This window comes from Streptomyces daqingensis, assembly GCF_014645895.1.
In the GTDB taxonomy this organism is placed as follows: Bacteria; Actinomycetota; Actinomycetes; order Streptomycetales; family Streptomycetaceae; genus Streptomyces; species Streptomyces daqingensis.
This window is the reverse complement of sequence record NZ_BMMP01000001.1, coordinates 374,885-394,351: the sequence shown is the minus strand read 5'-3', so window position 1 is coordinate 394,351 and position 19,467 is coordinate 374,885. Positions and strand designations below refer to the sequence as shown.

Here is a 19,467-nt window from a genome sequence, read left to right as displayed (position 1 = left end):
GCTGCCGCGAGGGCGCGGGCGACGGGTCGGGGCCCGGTGCCCTTCGGGCCGACCTGGGACCCGCTGGCTGCGAGTCGACCGAGAGCCGTTGTCTACTGAGCATCCGGGCCCCACCCGGGTCGCACCTGCCGGCCAGCCTGAACCTTCCGCCCCCGTGCCGTGGGCGCTGGACCTGGCTCCCAGTGGTGGTGTCCCGGTGCGGTACACCACCCTCTGGCCCAGCGGCGTTCGACGACTGCGCGAGGGAGTGGCAAGCCGGACGTCCTGTGGTGGACCTGGCCGAACCTACCCGGCTGCGGGCGTCGCCTGTCAACAGCGACGCTACCTGCGGCGTTTCGCCGTAACAGCAGGTCAGTGCTGTGCGGCCCCGGCGGCGCCCGGCGGCTGAAGGGCCGTCAGGCACCCGCACATGACGCGCATACATCACTCGTTCGGGCGCCTGAAGACGGTACGTCCCCCCACCACCGTCCGCAGGCATACGGGCAGTTGGGCTCCGGGGGTGAGGTCGGGCAGGCCGGGCGTGCCCGAGCGGGGGTCGGTCGACCAGTTGGCGACCCGCGTATCGGGGGCCTGCACGATCAGTTCGCCGGTGCGCCAGAGCGCGTAGTCCGCCGGTGCGCCGGGGACGAGGACGCCCGCCTCGTCGTCGCCGGTGGCGCGCCAGCCGCCGCGGGTGTGTGCCGTGAAGGCGCCGCGTACGGAGATGCGGTGCTCCGGTGTGCGGTGGAAGGCGGCGGCGCGGATCGTGCCCCACGGGTCGAGCGGAGTGACCGGACTGTCGGAGCCGAAAGCCAGGGGGACGCCCGAACGGAGAAGCGCCGCGAAGGGGTTGAGCGTCGCCGCGCGCGCCGCGCCGAGGCGGGTCGCGTACATGCCGTCCTCGCCTCCCCACGCCGCGTCGAAGGCGGGCTGGACGGACGCGGTGAGGGCGAACTCGGCGAAGTCGGCGATGGTCTGGCCGGTGAGCATCTCGGCATGCTCCACGCGGTGCCTGGCGGCCCGTACGCGATCGGTGCCGACCTCCTCGGCGGCCGCGCGCACTCCGGCGGTGACGGTGGCGACGGCCGCGTCGCCGATGGCGTGGAAGCCCGCCTGGAGACCTGCACGGGTGCAGGCCGCGACGTGTGCGGCCACTGCGGCGGCGTCGAGGTAGCCGGTCCCGGTGTGCCCGGCGTCGGCGTACGGGGCGGACAGGTGTGCGGTGTGCGAGCCGAGCGAGCCGTCGACGAACAGATCACCGGCAGCGCCGGAGGCGCCCAGGGCACGGACGCGGGCGGCGTCGGCGGCCGAGGTGACGGGCTCCGCCCAGTAGCCCCGTACGCGTGGTCCGTCGGTCTCCGCCGCCAGCGCGAGTAGCGCGGTGAGGTCGTCCTCTGAGGAGATGTCGGGGCCCGCGCACTCGTGCAGGGCGCCGATGCCGAGGGACGCGGCGTGTTCCAGCGCCGCCCGCTGGGCTTCCGCCCGGCGCGCGGCGGTCAGGGTGCCGTGGGCACGCCGCCGTGCGGCGTGGTGCGCGTCGCGGGTCAGCGGCTCGTCGTCGTCGAAGCCCGTCACGTGCCGGATGCCGGGAACGAGGTCGAGGAGCGCGGTCGTCACCAGCGCGGAGTGGGCGTCGGTGCGGGTGAGGTAACACGGCCGCCCGCCTGTGGCCTCGTCGAGTTCGGCGCGCGTGGGGTGGCGGCGCTCCGGCCAGGCCGTGCTGTCCCAGCCGTGGCCCAGCAGGACGGTGTCGTGCGGACGGGACGACGCGTAGGCGGCGATCCGGGCGAGGACCTCCGGCAGTGTGGGCACGCCGCTCAGGTCGAGTCCCGTCAGAGCGAGTCCCGTCACGGTGGTGTGCACATGTGCATCCGTGAAGGCCGGGGTGACGAGAGCCCCTTCGAGGTGCACCGTCTCGTCGACGCCGTCGGTGAAGGAGTCGGCCGCCCCCTCGGAGCCGATCCAGGCGATGCGCCCGCCTTCGGTGACCATCGCCGTGGCGAAGGGGTCCGCGGGGCTGTGGATCTCACCGCCCCGCAGCAGGACGGTGTGGTTCTCGCGCTCGCCGGGCCTCGTGCTGTCGTTCATGGCGACAGTCTCCCGCCCGTCTCCGCGCGGAGGCAGGGCGGGTCGGCGTCTCGCGCCCGTACGGGGCGACGCGGGGAGACGCCGCGTCCGGGCGTGTCAGATGCGGGGAGGGCGAGCCTCGTACGGCGTGGAGAGCACGACCGTCGTACGGGTGGACACCCCGGAGAGGGAGCGGATGCGGGCGAGCAGGTGCTCGAGCTCGATGGGAGTGCCGACGCGCACCTTCAGGATGTAGTTCTCGTCGCCCGCGACGCTGTGGCAGGCCTCGATCTCCGGTACCTCGGCGAGGCGTTCGGCGATGTCGTCGGGGGCGCTCGGATCGAACGGCTTGACCGAGATGAACGCCGTCAGCGGAAGCCCGACCGCCTCGGAGTCGACGAGCGCGGTGTAGCCGCGGATCACACCGCGCTGTTCGAGCCGGCGCACGCGCTGATGCACCGCCGAGGTGGACAGGCCCGTGGCCTTGCCCAGATCGGTGTAGCTCATCCGCCCGTCCTTGACGAGCAGCTCGACGATTCGCCTGTCCACTTCCTCCACAGCAGGTCAACCTACTGTGCCGCGCACGCTCAGGCACAGCGGGCGCATGGCGGAAGCGCAGGGGGAGCACGCGGTGTGACCAAGGCCACACACGTGCACCCGTGTCCCCGGGCGCGCGGAGATTACCCGCGTGACGCCACGGGAAGTGCTTGTGCAGCCGGGGGCGAGATGCCCGGCAGGTCCACCCGAGGGGGATTTGCATGCGCACTGTGAAGCGGGTCCGCACGTCTGTGTCCGCCGCTGAGGCGGCTGTACGGGAAGCAGCGGCACCCGAGGCATACGAGAGCGAGACGTACGACATCTTCCGGGTGACCTGCCCGGACTGCGGGCAGGCGATCGCACTGCTCGCCGAGGAGGACAGACTCCCCCAGCACGGACTGTGCGCCTCGCCGTGGGACCCGTTCGGTCTGACGGTGTGCCAGGGCTCCGGCCGGGCGGCGTCCGAGGCCGCCTCCCTGGGCCAGGACGGAAGCCACGAACACGATCTGACGGCCCTGTTGACCCTCCCGGAGGGTCTGGACTGGCGGACGCAGCCGTTCTCCCACGCGGGCCGCCCCGAACCGGTCCGCTGACCGGCCGTCGCGCGAACCGCCGAGCGCGGACGCCCGACTGACTCACCGGCATCCGCCGGATCACCTTTCCGCCCCTACGACCTGCTGACGACCCGGCGCCCATCTCCCGCGAGGCGGGCGCCGCCACACCGGCATGCCGGGCGACATCACCGCGAGACGATCCCTCCGAGGGTCCTCCTCGTCTGCCGCCGCGCCGTGCCCGCGCAGCGCAGCCGTCGGCCCTCCCGCGCACGCCCGCGTTCGGCGGTATCCGGCGGACTTCCGCCGCCGGTCCTGCGCCGGCTGCCCGTCCGGACGGATCCGCGCCATGCGCGCGATGGTCCGCGGCTTCCGAGTGACCCCCGCGCGGTGCTGGGCACCCGGGCTCCCGGACGTAGCCGACACAGTCGAGTGAGGCTCCTCATGGCACAGACGAAGACAAGGCCCGAGACGTCACGCCAGACGCGCGAGAGGGCGACCGTGCGCACCCTCCTGGAGCGGCACGGCCAGACCTACGCCGAGCAGGCGGGCATCACGCTGCGCGACACCCCCTCCCCGCTCTACCGGCTCCTGGTCCTCTCGCATCTGCTCTCAGCGCGGATCCGGGCGGACATAGCGGCCGCGTCCGCCCGAGCGCTGTCCGACGCGGGCATGAAGGACGCACGCAGGATGGCCGAAGCGACCTGGCAGCAGCGGGTCGACGCCCTCGGCGTCGGCGGCTACCGGCGCTACGACGAGCGGACCGCCACCCAGCTCGGGGAGGGCGCGGAGCTGCTGCTGCGGGAGTACCGGGGGGACCTGCGCCGGCTGCGGGACGATCCGCGTCCCGCGGAACGGCTGCGGGAGGTGCCGGGCATCGGCCCCACCGGGGTGGACATCTTCCTGCGCGAAGTGCAGGAGGTGTGGCCCGAGTTCAGGCCCTACTTCGACAAGAAGGCACAGGACGGCGCCGAACGGCTGGGGCTGCCCCGTTCGCCGGAGAAGCTGAGCGCTCTGATCGCCCGGCGCGACAGTGCCCGGCTGGCCGCGGCGCTGGTGCGGGCCGCGCTCGACAAGAAGGTGGTCGACGACGTGCTCGGCGGGGAGTGACGCCCCCGCGCCCGCCGTGCGGGAGCGGCGGCCCGGAGACCCCGGGCCGCGCCCCGCGCCCGCGTCTACCGCTTGTTCTCGGGGCCTGCGAGCTGCCGGGCGATGACCAGCCGCTGGATCTGGTTGGTGCCCTCGACGATCTGGAGGACCTTCGCCTCCCGCATGTACCGCTCCACCGGGAAGTCGGTGGTGTATCCGTAGCCGCCCAGCAGCTGAACGGCGTCCGTGGTGACACGCATCGCCGCGTCCGTGCAGAAGAGCTTGGCCATCGCCGCTTCGCGGGAGAAGGGCCTGCCGGCGTCCCGCAGCCGTGCGGCGCTGAGGTAGAGCGCCCGTCCGGCCTCGATCTGGGTGGCCATGTCGGCGAGCATGAAGCGCAGCCCCTGGAAGTCGGTGAGGGGGCGGCCGAACTGCTCGCGGCGCTGCATGTACGCCAGGGATTCGTCGAGGGCGGCCTGCGCGAGGCCCACGGCGCAGGCGGCGATCCCGAGCCGTCCCGACTCCAGCGCGGACAGCGCGACGGTCAGCCCCTGGCCCTCCTCGCCGAGCCGGCGGGCGTCGCTGACGCGTACACCGTCGAAGTGAAGCTGCGCGGTCGGTGAACCGTTCATGCCCATCTTGCGCTCGGGGGCGGCGGCGCTGAGACCCTCCGCGTCCCCCGGCACGAGGAAGGCCGAGATGCCACGGGGGCCCTCGTCTCCCGTACGGGCGAGCACCGTGTAGAAGTCGGCGACTCCGCCGTGGGTGATCCACGCCTTGGTGCCGTCGAGGACCCAGTCGTCGCCCTCCTGCCGGGCCCTCGTACGGAGGGAGGCGGCGTCCGAGCCCGACGCGGGCTCCGACAGGCAGTAAGCACCGAGCGTTCCGCCGCCGAGCATGGCCGGGAGCAGGTCGGCGCGCTGCTGCTTGCTGCCGAAGACGGCGAGGCCGTGGCAGGCGAGCGTGTGGACGCTCGTGCCCAGGCCGACGGTCAGACGGGCGGCGGCCAGCTCCTCGACGACCTGCAGGTACACCTCGTAGGGCTGGTTTCCGCCCCCGAACTCCTCCGAGTACGGGAGGCCGAGGAGACCGGACTGGGAGAGCAGTGCGAAGACCTCGCGGGGGAAGTGCCCGGAGGCCTCTTCCTCTGCTGCGCGGGGGCGGATCTCACGGTGGACGAGTTCACGTACGAGGGCCAGCAGGTCGCGGGCCTCCTGCGTGGGCAGTTGCCGTTCCACCGGCTGCGGTCCGTACTCGGGCATGACGAAGCTCTCCTCCTGTCGGGGGCTGCGGCGACGGACCGGGGTGTGGTGGAACGCCGCCGGTCGGTCCGCTGCTGGAGCCGGGACCGGTGGACCGCTTGCCGCGAGGTGCCGTGCCGGGTTGCGACGTCGGCTGACCAGCGGCTGCGGCGGAGAAAGTATGCCCGATCCGCGGCAGGCCGTCACGGGCGCGACCGGGCGGAACGCGGGGGTGCGGCGCGATTCGGGGGGTATCCGAGTCATCGATCTCAGCCGAATTGGTTCACACCATTGACTGACTGGTCTAGTCCTTCTAGATTCCGGCGCGAAGCTTCTCCGCACTTGCCGCTCCGTGTTCCGTTTCCCGTCCCGGCTCCGCCTCCGTGCCGTTCCGCCCCTTCCGTTCCACCGCTGCGGCTCGAGGCGGGACCGACCGACCTCCGCGAGGGAGAAACATGACAGGCCTCTTCGCACCGACCCGTCGCAGACGCACACGCCCGGTCCGGCGCCGCCTCGGCGGGCTCCTCGCCGGATGCTGCGCGCTCCTCATGGCGGCCACGCTCTCCGCCGGCGGGGCGGGAGCGGCCGCCGCCGCTCCCGCGCCCACCTCCCCGGCTGCCGGCCAGAAAGCCCAACGACCCGCTGCCGAGGGGACGTTGGTGGGCTACTTCGCCAACTGGGACGTCTACCAGCGGAATTACCACGTGAAGAACATCGACACGTCCGGCTCCGCCGCCGAACTGACCCACATCAACTACGCGTTCGGCAACGTCCAGGGCGGGAAGTGCACCGTCGGCGACGCGTTCGCCGACTACGAGAAGGCCTACACCGCCGACCAGAGCGTCGACGGCAAGGCCGACGCCTGGGACCAGCCGCTGCGCGGCAACTTCAACCAGCTGCTCAAACTCAAGGCCAAGCACCCGCACTTGAAGGTGCTGTGGTCCTTCGGCGGCTGGACCTGGTCCGGCGGCTTCGCCGAGGCCGCGAAGAACCCCGGGGCGTTCGCCGCCTCCTGCCGTCAGCTGCTCGACGACCCGCGCTGGGAAGGGCTGTTCGACGGCATCGACATCGACTGGGAGTACCCCAACGCGTGCGGTCTGACGTGTGACGAGAGCGGGCCTCAGGCCTTCACCGAGCTGATGAGCGCACTGCGCGAGGAGTTCGGCGGCGACAGGCTCGTCACGGCGGCGATCACGGCGGACGCGTCCGACGGCGGCAAGCTGGAGGCCGCCGACTACGCGGGCGCCGCCCAGCACGTCGACTGGTATCTGCCCATGACCTACGACTACTTCGGCGCCTGGGACGCCCAGGGCCCCACCGCGCCGCATTCGCCGCTGACCGCGTACGAGGGCATCCCCAAGGACGGCTTCGACGCCGCCTCGACCGTCGAGAAGCTCACCGGCATGGGCGTGCCCGCCGGCAAGCTCCTGCTCGGGCTCGGCTTCTACGGACGCGGCTGGAGCGGCGTGAGCCAGGCCGAACCGGGCGGCAGCGCCACCGGTGCGGCGCCCGGAACGTACGAGCAGGGCATCGAGGACTACAAGGTGCTCAAGGACCGCTGCCCGTCGACCGGCACCGTCGCCGGAACCGCGTACGCGCACTGCGGCGACCAGTGGTGGAGCTACGACACCCCGGAGACCATCGGGAGCAAGACGGACTGGGCGCGGGAGAAGGGGCTCGGCGGCTCCTTCGTATGGGAGCTGAGCGGGGACACGGCGGAAGGAGAGCTGATCAAGGCCGTGCGCTGACGGCGGTGCGGCGGCCGCAGGCCGGCCGCCGCGGCTCCTCCTCTCCCCTGTGCGCCCCACCCCCGCGGCGGGGCGCACAGGCGCGTCACGCGCTCGTGGAGCACGGGAGTGTCAGTGGCGGCTGCGAGACTCCCGGCATGCCTGCCGACCAAGAGAGCGCGGCCGCCCCGCGCCCGCGGCCGGTCCCGTGCGGAGGCGGTGCCGCCCCGGCCGGGCCGTCCCGCTGGGCGCTCGCCGAGCGCGCCGACGGCTCCGTCCTGGTCTGCCCGCTCGACGGTGACGGCCGGGCGGCCGGAACCGTGCGCTCGGAGACTTCGCCGGCCGCGGCCGTACGGTCCGTGCCCGGGGTGGGCCGCTGGGTGTGGCGGTCCACGGCCTCGCTCTACCCGCGGTTGCTGGACGCCGGTGTGCGCGTCGAGCGGTGTTACGACGTGGAGTCGGCGGAGGCGCTGCTGCTCGGGCACGAAGGACGGGCGGGAGCGCCCCGTTCGCTGCCTGCCGCGTGGGCCCGGCTTCACGGGCAGCCCGTGCCTCCGGACCCTCCGCCCGCTTCGCGGGAGGCGGACCCGGAACCGTCGCTGTTCGAAGCGGGGGTCCTTCCGCTGCCGGAGGGCGTCGACGCGATGACGGCGCTGCTGGAGGTGTACTCGGGGCAGCTGGAACGGACGTCGGCGGCTGAACACCCCGAACGGATGCGGCTGTTGCTGGCGGGCGAGTCGGCGGGGACGCTGGTCGCGGCCGAGATGGGCCGGGCAGGAGTCCCCTGGCGCGCGGACGTGCACCGCGAACTGCTGGAGGAACTGCTCGGCGAGCGCTACGGGGGCCGCGGCCTCCCCCGTCGGCTGGCGGAGCTGGAGGAGGAGGTCTCGCGGGCTTTCGGGCCGGGCGTGCGGGTACGGCCCGACCTGCCCGCCGATGTGCTGCGCGCCTTCGCGCGTGCCGGCGTCAAGCTCTCCTCGACCAGGGCGTGGGAGCTGCGCGACGTCGAACATCCCGCCGTGGAGCCGCTGTTGCGTTACAAGAAGCTCTACCGGCTCTACACCGCGCACGGCTGGTCGTGGCTGCGGTCCTGGGTGCGCGACGGGCGTTTCCACGCCGAGTACGTCCCCAGCGGCGCGGCCTCCGGCCGCTGGACGACCAACGGGGGCGGCGCGCTCCAGATCCCGAAAGTGGTGCGGCGGGCTGTGGTCGCGGACCCCGGCTGGCGCCTCGTCGTCGCCGACGCCGACCAGATGGAGCCGCGCGTGCTCGCCGCCGTATCGCGTGATCCGGGGCTCATGGCGGTGGCCGGCAGCAGCCAGGACCTGTACACGACGCTCTCGCGGCACGGCTTCTCCGGGGACCGCGCCCAGGCCAAACTGGCGCTGCTCGGCGCGGTGTACGGCCAGACCAGCGGGGACGGGCTGAGGAACCTCGCCGCGCTGCGGCGGCGCTTCCCCCGCGCGGTCGCGTACGTCGACGAGGCGGCACGCGCGGGCGAGGAGGGCCGCCTGGTCCGCACGTATCTGGGGCGCACCTGCCCTCCGGCCGGATCCGCGGCCGCCGAGGACGGGGCAGGTACGGAGGCGGGAGAGGACGGGGAGGCCGAGTCCGGGCCTCCGGGAGCGGGGACGGCGGCGGCCCGCGCGCGCGGGCGGTTCACGCGGAACTTCGTCGTGCAGGGCAGCGCGGCGGACTGGGCGGTGCTCATGCTGGCCGCGCTGCGCCAGGAACTGGCCGGATCGCGGGCGGAGTTGGTCTTCTTCCAGCACGACGAGGTGATCGTGCACTGCCCGGCGGCGGAGGCGGAGGAGGTCCGGGAAGCGATCGCGGCTGCCGCGGAGCGCGCCGGAAGCGCCGCCTTCGGGGAGACGCCGGTCCGATTCCCCTTCACCACCGCCGTCGTGGAGTGCTACGCGGACGCGAAGTGAACGCAGGCGCCCGACTCAGGCGGCCCTCGGCGGCGTCGCCGGCCGCAGGTGCGGCGAGGTGCGCTGTCACGGCCGAAAAGACCGAAGTAAGTGTCTCAATGGCTGTAGAGTCATTACATGACATCACAGGTGCGGCGCGCGGCCCACGGCGACATCCCCGAACTCGTGCGTCTGCGGGCGCTGTTGTTCGCGGAGCTGGACGAGGACGGCTCCGGCCGCACGTCCGGAGACGCCGGCTGGCGGGACGCCCTGACGGCGGTGCTGAAGGAGCAGCTGACAGCCGAGTCCACGCGGGTCCTCGTGGTGGACGGCGACCGGGGCCTGGCCGCCTGCGGTATCGGAACCGTCCAGCAGCGGCTGCCCGGCCCCCATCTGCCCAACGGTCTGGCGGGGCAGGTGCTGGGCGTCGTGACGGACCCCGCGTACCGGCGGCGCGGTCACAGCCGCGCCATCATGTGCGGCCTGCTCGGCTGGTTCCGGGAGTGCGAGACCGCCCGGGTGGACCTGTACGCGTCACGCGACGGCGAACCGCTCTACCGGTCGCTCGGCTTCACCGCGCACCGGGATCCGTCGCTGTGCCTGAGGCTGTGAGCACGTTCGGTGCCTGAGGCTGTGAGCGCGTCCGCCCCGTACGGGCGCGCGCAGACCCGCCCGGGCAGCCGGGCGAGGGTCCGCTCCGGCGTCCGCGGTCAGCGCTCCAGCTCGGAGCGCAGCCGGCCGGCGACCGCTTCGGCCTCGGCGTCGTCGGCGTAGCGGCTGCGCGGCCAGAAGAAGCCACGCAGCCCGTCCTTGCGGTTGCGGGGCACGACGTGCACGTGGAAGTGCGGCACGGACTGGCTGACCTTGTTGTTCGCGGCGACGAAGGAGCCCGCCGCCGCCATGCCGGACTCGACGGCGCCGGCGATCCGCTGCACCCGTGCGAAGAAGCCGCCCACCCTCTCCGCCGGGAGGTCCGTCAGCGTCTCGTGATGGCGCCGCGGCACCACGAGTGTGTGCCCCGGGAAGAGGGGTCTGGCGTCGAGGAAGGCCACCACGTCCTCGTCCTCGAAGACGCGGTGGGCCGGGCGCCGGCCGTCGGCGATCTCGCAGAAGATGCAGTCCACCCGTCCAGTCAATCAGCCCGGCGGCAAGGCAGCGGAGCAGGACGGCCGGTATCCACGGGCCACGCCGCTGGTCGTCGTGGGACATGACTTCGGTGGCAGGGACCGGTGCCGGTGAAACCGAGGTGCCTCGGCGGGCGTCGGTCGGGTAGCTTGCGGGCCATGTCGAGTCCTGAGTCGGACGAGGTGGGGGCTTTCGGTCACGCCGTCAGCCCCCTGAACCCCTGAGTTCGTAGCCCTGCCGTCGCGCCGCACTCCGCGGTGGGACGCGTGTGCCTGGGGCTGGCCGCGGTGACGAGATGACCTTTCTCGTGCCTCTCCTCACCCCGGAGCCACTCGATGCCTCTCCCGCTGTACCTGCTTGCCCTCGCGGTATTCGCCATGGGCACCTCGGAGTTCATGCTCGCCGGCCTGTTGCCGGACATCGCCTCGGAGCTCGGCGTCGCCGTCGGGACAGCAGGCACGCTCACCTCGGCGTTCGCGATCGGCATGATCGTCGGCGCCCCCCTGGTGGCCGCGCTCGCCCGCACCTGGCCCAGGCGCTCCAGCCTTTTCGGATTCGTCCTCGCTTTCGCGGCAGCCCACGTCGTGGGCGCCCTCACCACGAGCTTCCCAGTCCTGTTGGCCACCCGGGTCGTCGCCGCGCTCGCGAACGCCGGGTTCCTCGCCGTCGCCCTGACGGCTGCCGCCGCGCTGGTCCCGCCCGGCAGGAAGGGACGTGCGCTGGCCGTGCTGCTCTCCGGTACGACGACGGCCACGGTCGCCGGTGTCCCTGGCGGGGCGGTACTCGGCACGTTGTTCGGCTGGCGGGCCACCTTCTGGACCGTCGCCGCTCTCTGCCTGCCCGCGGCTCTCGGCATCCTGAAAGGGATTCCCACGAATCGGCTGACGGCGGAGGCGACTGGCGGGCCGGCCCTGCGAGCAGAGCTCGCCCAGCTCACCCGGCCGCGGCTGATGCTGGTGATGCTGCTCGGCGCGCTGGTGAACGCGGCGACGTTCGCAAGCTTCACCTTCCTCGCCCCCGTAGTGACGGGCACCGCCGGGCTCGACGAGTTGTGGATCTCTGTCGCGCTGGTGCTCTTCGGTGCCGGTTCGTTCACCGGCGTCACCGTCGCCGGCCGGTTGTCCGACCAGCGTCCGGGTCTGGTCATCGCAGCCGGTGGTCCGTTGCTGCTCCTCGGCTGGCCGGCCCTGGCCCTGCTGGCCCACCAGCCGGTCGCGCTGTTCGCCCTCGTGTTCGTGCAGGGCGCGCTGTCGTTCGCGCTGGGCAGCACCCTGATCACCCGCGTCCTCTACGAGGCGGGCGGAGCCCCCACCATGGCCGGCTCGTATGCGACCGCGGCTCTCAACATCGGCGCCGCCGCCGGACCCCTCATCGCCGCGGCCACCCTCGGTACCGCGGTCGGGAACCTCGGGCCGCTGTGGGCAAGCGGAGCGCTCGTCGCCGCCGCGCTGCTCATCGCGTGCCCCTTCCGCACCGTGGTCGAGGCCGGCCCGAGCGCCGAGGTGCGCCAGTGACGCACGGGAACGCCCCTTTGGGCATCGAGAGACGCGGGCGGGGGCGCCGAGCGTCGCTCCCCGCGCGCCGCCCCTGCTTCACACGCCCGCGTCGCAGCACCCTTCCTTGCGCAGCTGCCTGCTGACCTTCCGCCAGTCGAGCGTCACGGCGCCACGGTCACCGTCGGTGTCCTCGCGTACGGCCGCCCCTCCCCCACCGGCCGGTTCGGGGAAGGCGTCGAGGAGGGCGGTCTGCTCGAACAGCTCGCCGCCCCGGACGACGGCGGCCGTGCGCACAAGCTCGTCGAAGTCCGTGAAGGGGTCGCCGTCGACGAGGGTGAGGTCGGCCAGCTTGCCCTCCTCGACGGTTCCCAGGTCGCCCTCGGCGCCGAAGACGCGCGCGGGCATCACCGTCGCCGTGCGCAGCGCCTCGGCCGGCGACATGCCTCCCCTGTGGAGTGCGCGCAGCGCGATGTGGAGGTGCAGACCGACGGGCACGAGCGGCTGGTCGGTGCCGAGGGCGATGAGTCCGCCTGCGTCCAGCACTCGCCGGTATATGTCCGTCTCCCGCCGCAGTGCGGTCAGTTGGGCGTCCGTGGGCGGCTGCGCGGCAAGGTCCTCTACGGCGGCGGTGTCCCACGGAGGCATCATCCGGGTCACCCGCGGGTCGTCCGCGAGCGCCGGGTCCGAGCCCACCAGGGGGATGGCCGCGAAGGGAGTGGCGATGAGGTGGAAGCGGGCTCCGTCGGCGGTGTAGATCTCCTCGACGTCGCCGAACGCCCGTCCCGTCGCGGTGGTCGCGCGGCCGAACTCCAGACGCTGCGTGGCCTGCAGATGCGTCGTGACGTCCCCGCCCAGCTGCACCCCGGGAGTGCACAGATGGCTGCCCGCCCGTACTCCCAGCCGCTCGTGTGCGAACTCCGCCGCCTGCGCCATGATCCAGCCCGGCGCCCGTACGTAGGTCTTCACGAAGTCCCAGTCGAGGCCTTCGGCCCGCTCCAGCGAACGGCGCAGTCCCTCCCGGGTGCGGTGCGCACGCCCCATGCTGTAGGCGACGCGGGGGCCGTCGAGCAGCTCCCCGGTGGCCAGGAGCCGCGGCCCCGCGAGGCTGCCGTGGGCCACTGCCTCGCGGATGCGGGCCTGCTCGTAGGCGAAACCGCCGAGGGCGACGGCGGTCGTGATGCCGAACGCGAGCTGCGTGGCCGTCTGCCGCCCGCCGTACGTGCTCTGCCAGGGGTGGGTGTGGGAGTCCCACAGGCCCGGCAGGACGGTGTACCCGGCGGCGTCGATGCGGCGGGCGGCCGCGCGGCCGGCCCGGTGCGGGGCCACGGCGCGGACGCGGCCGCCCCGCACCAGGATGTCGACGTCCTCGCGGACCGTCTCTCCCGTGCCGTCCCAGAGCCGCCCCGCGTGGACGACCGTGTCGCGGGCGCGCGGACGCCGGTGGTGCAGCTTCACCGGGACGGTGCGTGCCTCGCCCGTACGCACGTCGACGCTGCGCAGCCTGCCGGCGGACAAGTAGAGGACGGTGCGCGAATCCCCCGACCAGGAGGGGTGGTCGGCGCTCTCGTCGGTCAGCCGCCGGGGTTTCCCGTCGGGTGTGCCGTCGGGGCGTACCGGCAGCAGCCACAGCGCGGACTCGCTGACGAGCGCCAGGTGGCGGCCGTCGGGCGACCAGACGGGACCGCTGTCGTAGCGGTCGGAGAGCGAGGTGTGCGGCGCGACGGGGTACAGCCGGTCGCCGCCGCTTTCGGCGGACACGACGCGGATCAGGTTGTAGCCCTCGCGGAAGCGCTGATTGAGACGGTTGCGGTCGCACAGCGCGATGTGGCGGCCGTCCGGCGCCCAGCTCGGCCTGCCGGGAAGCCCGGCGGCTCCGAGCGGTTCGGCGAGGACCTTCTCGGTCCCGGCGGGCAGGTCCCGCACGATCAGGTTGCCCACCATGTCCAGGCAGGCGAGCTTCGTGCCGTCCGGGGAGAGGACGGGGAAGACGCGTCCGCCGCGGGAGAGGAGTTCGTCCTTCCCGGAGCGCAGGTCGCGCCTGTAGACGGCGAACAGCCCGTCCCGGTCGTCGGAGTAGACGAGGCCGCTGCCGTCGGGCGTCCAGGTGGGGGCGAGCGGGTAGCGCGTGGCGGTGGCCTGCAGGACCTTTCGGGGCCGTCTGCCGACCGAAGTCTCCGCGACCCACAGGGCGTTGAGAGCAGCGAAGGCCACCCGGCGGCCGTCGGGCGAGAGAGCGGGCAGGTGCAGCGACCGTACGGCGCGGCTGCCGCCGCCGGCGTCGAAGTCGTAGTCCTTGACGCGGTACCGGGGCCGGTCCACGGACGCCGCGGCGGTGAAGGGAATGCGTTCGGTTCCGCCGGGGTCCTCGGTGCGCACGATGCTGAACTGCCCGTCGACGGTGAGCAGCAGCGCGCCGGAGCCGGCCCAGCGCGGGGGCACGGGCAGCACCTCGCCGCCGGCGTCCAGCGGTTCACCGTCCACGACGAGGGTGCAGGATCCGGAGGGAGCCGCGGTGGTGCGGAGGTGGGCGAGGCGTCCGTCCGGCGAGACGGCCGGGGTCATGACGTCCGCTTCGCTCTTCTCCGTGTACTCGGTGCGCACCGCGCTCTCGCCGTCGGCCTGGACGGAGGCGATCGTGCGGGCCTGCAGCACCGGGCCCTCCTCGCCTTCCACGGGGATCGCCCGTACGAACAGCACCCGCTCGCCGTCCGGGGACCATGTGGGGTCGAAGTCCTCCCAGGCTCCGTCCTGTTCGGGGCCGTCCTGCCCCGGCAGCCCTGTCAGGCGGGTCAGTTCGCCCGTACGGACGTCGATCACCCAGATGCGGTAGGGACTTCCGGTGACCGTGTCGCCGCCGCGCTCGGAGGAGAAGGCGATCCGGGTGCCGTCGGGGGACCACGCGGGTCCGCGGTCGTCCCACGGGCCGTCGGTGCGCTGGCGCAGCCCGGAGCCGTCGGCCCGCATGGTCCACAGGTGGAAGCCGCCGCCCCGGTAGGCGCAGACGACGAGTCGGCGGCCGTCCGGGGAGAACTGGGGCCGCGTCGGCTCGAGTTCGGGCTCCGTGAGCGGTACGGCGCGGCCGCCGCCCCGCCGGGGCACGGACCACAGGACGTTCTGGACCTCGGCGACGAGCCTGTCCCCGCCCGGCGCGAGCGTCGCGGCCCCGTTGGTGGCCGCGGTGAAGGAGAGCGTGACCCTGGACGAGGGGGCGGACTCGGGAGCGCCGGGTGCGGCGGCCACTGCCGTCCCCGCTCCGCCGGCCATGACGGCGCCCGTGGCGGCGGCCCCTGCCGTGCCCTGCAGAAAGCGCCGCCGGGAGAGCCTGGCCGCACGGGAAAGGGGGTGCTGACCGGCGCGGGGGCCGGGAAAATCCGGTGCCGCGGCGTCCGTGGAAACGGGGGCGGGGTCTGCTGAGGTCATCGGTCCTCCCGGCACCGGTGTAGCGAAACGCGGTGCGCCGGGCGGGCGCGGACGCCCCGGCGCTGCCGAATCCATCGATCCTCACGGCCGGGGCGCCAGCCGGTCAACAACGCAATGCCGGTGCGGGAACGGGGTTTCGCGCGGGGCGGCGGGCCGAACTGCGCGGCGCGAGCGGCTCGTTCCCGTACGCGAACGTGCTCGTTCCTGCTGGCGCCCGCGACCTCAGCGTCGTCAGTCGTCCGCGCCGGGCGCCAGCCCCAGGTAGGCGCAGAGCTTCCGGGCCGCCGGGCTGGCCGCGTCCCCGGCGGGCAGCGCGACGGAGACCTTCCACGACGGCGCCGGACCGTCCGTCAGCCGCACCGCCCGCAGTCCGGACGCCGGCGGCTTGTGGGCGAAGTGCCGCGGCACGACGGCCACCCCGAGCCCCTGCTCCACCAGTTCGATCATGCTGTGGACGTCGTTGACCTCCAGCGCCACCTGCCGCTCCACCCCCGCGGCCGCGAACGTCCTCTCCGTCAACTGGCGTACTCCCCAGTCGAGTTGGAAGTCGACGAGGGCTTCGCCCTTGAGGTCCGCCCATCGCGCCTGCCCGCCGGACGCCAGCGGGTGCCCCGGATGGCACAGCAGGACCAGCGGCTCCTCGGTCAGCGGGAGGAGCCGTACGCCCTGAGGGGGCGGCTCGCACAGGGCTACGAACGCCAGGTCGAGCCGCCCGGCGGCGACGGCCTCCGCGAGCTGTGCCGAACCCGTCTGCCGCAGCCGGATCTCCACCCCGGGGTGCTCCGTGCGGAAGCGCGCCAGCAGCTCGGGCACGTGCACCCCGGCGATGCACTGCTCGGTGCCCACGCTGAGGGTGCCCCGCAGCAGCCCCTGCACGGAGGCGACGGCCTCCCTGGCGGCCCGGACGCTCGCGAGCGTCCGGGTGGCCTCGCCCAGCAGGGCCCGGCCCGCTTCGGTCAACTCGACGCTGCGCGTGGTGCGTACGAAGAGCTTCGCCCCCAGCTCGCGCTCCAGCGCCCGCACGGAGGCGGACAGGCCCGACTGGGAGACCATCAGCAGTTCGGCGGCGCGTGTGAAGTGCCGCTCCTCCGCGACGGTGACGAAGTACTCGAGGTGCCGTAGTTCCACGATTGAGAAGGCTACGCGCTGAATCCGTTCACTTTCTTCTATTGGACGGATGGCAGCGGGCGCGTGAGGCTTGAGGAGTCCACCGCCGCCACGTGAGGAGCGCACGCATGCAGACCACCCGACTCGGAGCGACCGGCCTGACCGTCTCCCGCGTGGCGTACGGCACCTGGCAGCTGGGCGGCGAATGGGGCTCCTTCGACGAGGATGCCGCGAAGCGCGCCATCCGGCACGCCCGCGAGCTGGGCGTCAACTTCTTCGACACGGCCCAGGCCTACGGCTTCGGCGCCTCGGAACGGCTGCTCGGCGAGGCGCTGCGCGAGGACCTGATCCGGGACCGGGAGAGCGTCGTGATCGCCACCAAGGGCGGCATCCGCCCCCTGCCGACGTCCGGTGTAGTCCGCGACGCCTCGCCCGCCTTCCTGCGCGAGGGCGTCGAGCAGAGCCTGCGGGCGCTGGGAGTGGAGACGATCGACCTGTACCAGGTCCACTGGCCCGACCCCGAGGTTCCCGCCGCCGAGACCGCGGGCGCGCTGCAGGACATGGCCGACGAGGGCAAGCTGCGCCACGTCGGGGTGTCCAACTACGACGTGGCGCAGATGGAGGAGTTCTCCGCCGTACGGCCCGTGGAGACGCTCCAGCCGCCATACCACCTCTTCCGCAGGGGCATCGAGGACGGGGTCCTCCCCTACGCGAAGGAGCACGGCAACGGCGTACTCGCCTACAGCCCGCTGGCGAGCGGACTGCTGACCGGGCGTTTCGACGAGACCACGCGCTTCGAGGAGAGCGACTGGCGCAGCCGGGCGACGGCCTTCACCGGCGAGGCGCTGCGCCGGAACGTGGAGGTGGTACGCCGGCTCGCCGCTTTCGCGGAGGCGCGCGGCCACACCGTCAGCCAGATCGCGATCGCGTGGGTTCTGGCCCGGGCGGACGTGGCGCTGGTGGGTGCGCGCAGCAGCGCCAACATCGAGGCGAGCGCGGCTGCGGCCGGCATCGCGCTGAGCGGTGAGGAGCTGGCGGAGATCGAGCGCATCGCGGCCGACGGCGTGCAGGTCGGGGGCGCCAGCCCCGAAGGGATCGCCTGAGCGGCAGACCCCCTGCAGCAGGGCCCCCGGGCACGCACACCGCAACACAGACGAACCTGACAGAGACCGGAATCATCCGAGGAGAAATCACCCTTGTACCGAGCACACGAAGGCCGCTACGACGCCATGCCCTACCGCCGCACCGGGCGCAGCGGGCTGCGCCTACCCGCGATCTCGCTGGGCCTGTGGCACAACTTCGGCACCGACCGGCCGCTGGAGCGCCAGCGCGCCATCGTGCGCCGGGCGTTCGACCTGGGGGTCACCCACTTCGACCTCGCCAACAACTACGGCCCGCCGCCCGGCGCCGCCGAGACCGCGTTCGGCCGCATCTTCCGCGAGGATCTGCGGCCCTACCGCGACGAGATCCTCGTCTCCACGAAGGCGGGGCACCTGATGTGGCCCGGACCGTACGGGGAGTGGGGCTCGCGCAAGAGCCTGCTGGCCTCCCTGGACCAGAGCCTGGGGCGCCTGGGCCTCGACTACGTCGACGTCTATTACTCGCACCGGCCGGACCCCGACACCCCGCTCGAGGAGACGATGGGGGCGCTCCACACGGCCGTGCAGCAGGGCAAGGCCCTCTACGCGGGCATCTCCAACTACACGGCGGAGCAGACGCGTCAGGCAGCTCGGATCCTGCGGGAGCTGGGTACGCCGCTGCTCATCCACCAGCCGCGGTACTCGATGCTGGACCGCAGGCCCGAGGAGGAGCTGCTGGGGACACTCGACGACATCGGCGCGGGTTCGATCGTCTACTCCCCGCTCGCCCAGGGGCTGCTCACCGCGCGCTACCTCGACGGGGTGCCGGCCGACTCCCGTGCCGCGGGGTCGAGCCCCTTCCTCAGCACGGGCCAGATCACCGAGGAGACGGTCTCCCAGCTCCGGGAGCTGAACGGCCTGGCGCGGGAGCGCGGGCAGAGCCTGGCCCAGATGGCGCTGGCGTGGGTGCTGCGCGGCGGACGGGTCACCTCGGCGCTGGTCGGCGCGAGCAGCCCGGAGCAGCTCGCGGACAGCGTGGCGGCCACGGAGCGGCTCGACTTCACCGACGCGGAACTGTCCCGTATCGACGGCTTGCTGGAGCGGCTGCCCGCCCTCACCTGACCCGGCGCGCGACGTGCCCGGTACCGGGGCTTCCGGTACCGGGCGCGTTCTGCCGTGCCGCCGTCCTGCGCTTCAGTTGAGCGTGTCCGGGTCCGGCCCGACGCGCTCCCCCGTCTCCATCGCGCCGATCGCGGCCATGTCCTCGTCGTCGAGCTCGAAGCCGAAGACGTCGATGTTCTCGCGCATCCGGGCGGGCGTGACGGACTTGGGGATGACGACGTTGCCCAGCTGCAGGTGCCACCGCAGGACGACCTGGGCGGGAGTCCGGCCGTGCCTGCGGGCGACGCCGGTCACGGCTTCGTCGTCGAGGACGCCGTTGTTCCTGCCCAGCGGCGACCACGCCTCCGTGGCGATGCCGGCGTCGGCGTGGAAGGTGCGCAACTGCTCCTGCTGGAGCTTCGGATGGAGTTCGATCTGGTTGACGGCGGGCACCACGTCGGTCTCCGCGATGAGCCTGCGCAGGTGCGGCGTATGGAAGTTGGAGACGCCGACGGCCTTCGCACGGCCGAGCTCGTGAATCTTCTCCAGCGCCCGCCAGGTCTCGACGTACAGGTCCCGGGCGGGCAGCGGCCAGTGGATGAGGTAGAGATCCACGTATTCGAGGCCGAGCTTGGCCAGCGACACCTCGAAGGCGTGCCGGCCGGCGTCGTGGCCGTGGTCGGTGTTCCACAGCTTCGTCGTCACGAAGAGCTCTTCGCGCGGGATTCCGGAGGCGGCGATGGCGCGGCCGGTACCTTCCTCGTTGCGGTAGAGGGAAGCGGTGTCGATGCTGCGGTACCCGAGCTCCAGCGCGGTGGACACCACGCCCTGGGTCTCGTCCTCGGGCACCTGGTACACGCCGAAGCCCAACTGAGGCATGGACGAACCGTTGTTGAGGGTGACAGCGGGAACTGTGCTCACGTCTTGGCTTCCTCGGTCTCTCGGGATGGCTTCCGGTGCTGGTCCCTCGGTCGTCCCCTGCTCAAACCTCACCGGCACGCCCCGGCGGGCGGCCGTACCGGCGGTCGGGTGAACCCT

At 73.0% G+C, this 19,467-nt stretch carries 15 protein-coding genes; 8 read left to right on the top strand and 7 right to left on the bottom strand.

All coding sequences use genetic code 11. From position 1 onward, the window contains the following. Positions 1-423: 423 nt before the first annotated feature. The gene (locus tag IEY56_RS01745; RefSeq protein ID WP_189035226.1) at positions 424-2,067 is read right to left on the bottom strand and encodes an amidohydrolase; all 1,644 of its coding nucleotides are present in this window, start codon (positions 2,065-2,067) and stop codon (positions 424-426) included. Between the two features lie 96 nt (positions 2,068-2,163). Beyond that, complete coding sequence (locus tag IEY56_RS01740) at positions 2,164-2,604, bottom strand: Lrp/AsnC family transcriptional regulator (RefSeq protein ID WP_045862166.1); 441 nt, start codon at positions 2,602-2,604, stop codon at positions 2,164-2,166. 200 nt (positions 2,605-2,804) lie between these two features. Here IEY56_RS01740 and IEY56_RS01735 point away from each other — a divergent pair, with 200 nt between their 5' ends. Both IEY56_RS01735 and IEY56_RS01730 read left to right on the top strand, forming a co-directional pair. Further along, positions 2,805-3,176 (top strand): hypothetical protein, encoded by a 372-nt coding sequence (locus tag IEY56_RS01735; RefSeq protein WP_189035225.1) that lies wholly within the window; start codon positions 2,805-2,807, stop codon positions 3,174-3,176. Positions 3,177-3,578: 402 nt separating this feature from the next. Next, entirely contained in the window at positions 3,579-4,244 is a 666-nt protein-coding gene (locus IEY56_RS01730) for an endonuclease (RefSeq protein WP_189035224.1), read from the top strand. A 65-nt stretch (positions 4,245-4,309) separates the two neighbouring features. Here IEY56_RS01730 and IEY56_RS01725 read toward each other — a convergent pair whose 3' ends face one another. After that, entirely contained in the window at positions 4,310-5,485 is a 1,176-nt protein-coding gene (locus IEY56_RS01725) for an acyl-CoA dehydrogenase family protein (RefSeq protein ID WP_189035223.1), read from the bottom strand. A gap of 434 nt (positions 5,486-5,919) precedes the next feature. On the opposite strand from IEY56_RS01725, the gene IEY56_RS01720 reads away from it, so the two are divergent. The 3 genes from IEY56_RS01720 (at position 5,920) to IEY56_RS01710 (ending at position 9,713) form a co-directional block, all read left to right on the top strand. Continuing rightward, positions 5,920-7,212 carry a glycoside hydrolase family 18 protein gene (locus IEY56_RS01720; protein ID WP_229711459.1) on the top strand — a complete coding sequence of 431 codons (1,293 nt, stop codon included), beginning with the start codon at positions 5,920-5,922 and terminating at the stop codon, positions 7,210-7,212. 137 nt (positions 7,213-7,349) lie between these two features. After that, positions 7,350-9,122 carry a bifunctional 3'-5' exonuclease/DNA polymerase gene (locus IEY56_RS01715; RefSeq protein WP_189035222.1) on the top strand — a complete coding sequence of 591 codons (1,773 nt, stop codon included), beginning with the start codon at positions 7,350-7,352 and terminating at the stop codon, positions 9,120-9,122. A 117-nt stretch (positions 9,123-9,239) separates the two neighbouring features. Beyond that, a complete protein-coding gene (locus IEY56_RS01710) occupies positions 9,240-9,713 on the top strand; it encodes a GNAT family N-acetyltransferase (protein ID WP_189035221.1) in 474 nt (157 codons plus the stop codon). Between the two features lie 98 nt (positions 9,714-9,811). Here the strand turns inward: IEY56_RS01710 and IEY56_RS01705 are convergent, their stop codons facing one another. Next, positions 9,812-10,225 carry an HIT family protein gene (locus IEY56_RS01705; protein WP_189035220.1) on the bottom strand — a complete coding sequence of 138 codons (414 nt, stop codon included), beginning with the start codon at positions 10,223-10,225 and terminating at the stop codon, positions 9,812-9,814. 336 nt (positions 10,226-10,561) lie between these two features. Here IEY56_RS01705 and IEY56_RS01700 point away from each other — a divergent pair, with 336 nt between their 5' ends. Next, positions 10,562-11,740 carry a Cmx/CmrA family chloramphenicol efflux MFS transporter gene (locus IEY56_RS01700; protein WP_189035219.1) on the top strand — a complete coding sequence of 393 codons (1,179 nt, stop codon included), beginning with the start codon at positions 10,562-10,564 and terminating at the stop codon, positions 11,738-11,740. Between the two features lie 78 nt (positions 11,741-11,818). Here the strand turns inward: IEY56_RS01700 and IEY56_RS01695 are convergent, their stop codons facing one another. Together IEY56_RS01695 and IEY56_RS01690 are read right to left on the bottom strand one after the other, a co-directional pair. Continuing rightward, positions 11,819-15,142 (bottom strand): amidohydrolase family protein, encoded by a 3,324-nt coding sequence (locus IEY56_RS01695; protein ID WP_189035218.1) that lies wholly within the window; start codon positions 15,140-15,142, stop codon positions 11,819-11,821. A gap of 231 nt (positions 15,143-15,373) precedes the next feature. Further along, positions 15,374-16,270 carry a LysR family transcriptional regulator gene (locus tag IEY56_RS01690; protein WP_189035217.1) on the bottom strand — a complete coding sequence of 299 codons (897 nt, stop codon included), beginning with the start codon at positions 16,268-16,270 and terminating at the stop codon, positions 15,374-15,376. 107 nt (positions 16,271-16,377) lie between these two features. Between IEY56_RS01690 and IEY56_RS01685 the strand changes: the two genes are divergently transcribed. Both IEY56_RS01685 and IEY56_RS01680 read left to right on the top strand, forming a co-directional pair. Continuing rightward, positions 16,378-17,352 carry an aldo/keto reductase gene (locus IEY56_RS01685; RefSeq protein WP_189035216.1) on the top strand — a complete coding sequence of 325 codons (975 nt, stop codon included), beginning with the start codon at positions 16,378-16,380 and terminating at the stop codon, positions 17,350-17,352. A gap of 93 nt (positions 17,353-17,445) precedes the next feature. Then, on the top strand, positions 17,446-18,450 hold the full coding sequence (locus tag IEY56_RS01680; protein ID WP_308424103.1) for an aldo/keto reductase: 1,005 nt from the start codon (positions 17,446-17,448) through the stop codon (positions 18,448-18,450). A 72-nt stretch (positions 18,451-18,522) separates the two neighbouring features. Here IEY56_RS01680 and IEY56_RS01675 read toward each other — a convergent pair whose 3' ends face one another. After that, complete coding sequence (locus IEY56_RS01675; protein WP_308424102.1) at positions 18,523-19,350, bottom strand: aldo/keto reductase; 828 nt, start codon at positions 19,348-19,350, stop codon at positions 18,523-18,525. Positions 19,351-19,467 lie beyond the last annotated feature (117 nt).

Coding starts and splice junctions, on each gene's coding strand:
- IEY56_RS01745 (WP_189035226.1), bottom strand. CDS start 2,067: ATGAACGACAGCACGAGGCCCGGCGAGCGCGAGAACCACACCGTCCTG.
- IEY56_RS01735 (WP_189035225.1), top strand. CDS start 2,805: ATGCGCACTGTGAAGCGGGTCCGCACGTCTGTGTCCGCCGCTGAGGCG.
- IEY56_RS01730 (WP_189035224.1), top strand. CDS start 3,579: ATGGCACAGACGAAGACAAGGCCCGAGACGTCACGCCAGACGCGCGAG.
- IEY56_RS01725 (WP_189035223.1), bottom strand. CDS start 5,485: ATGCCCGAGTACGGACCGCAGCCGGTGGAACGGCAACTGCCCACGCAG.
- IEY56_RS01720 (WP_229711459.1), top strand. CDS start 5,920: ATGACAGGCCTCTTCGCACCGACCCGTCGCAGACGCACACGCCCGGTC.
- IEY56_RS01715 (WP_189035222.1), top strand. CDS start 7,350: ATGCCTGCCGACCAAGAGAGCGCGGCCGCCCCGCGCCCGCGGCCGGTC.
- IEY56_RS01710 (WP_189035221.1), top strand. CDS start 9,240: ATGACATCACAGGTGCGGCGCGCGGCCCACGGCGACATCCCCGAACTC.
- IEY56_RS01700 (WP_189035219.1), top strand. CDS start 10,562: ATGCCTCTCCCGCTGTACCTGCTTGCCCTCGCGGTATTCGCCATGGGC.
- IEY56_RS01695 (WP_189035218.1), bottom strand. CDS start 15,142: ATGACCTCAGCAGACCCCGCCCCCGTTTCCACGGACGCCGCGGCACCG.
- IEY56_RS01685 (WP_189035216.1), top strand. CDS start 16,378: ATGCAGACCACCCGACTCGGAGCGACCGGCCTGACCGTCTCCCGCGTG.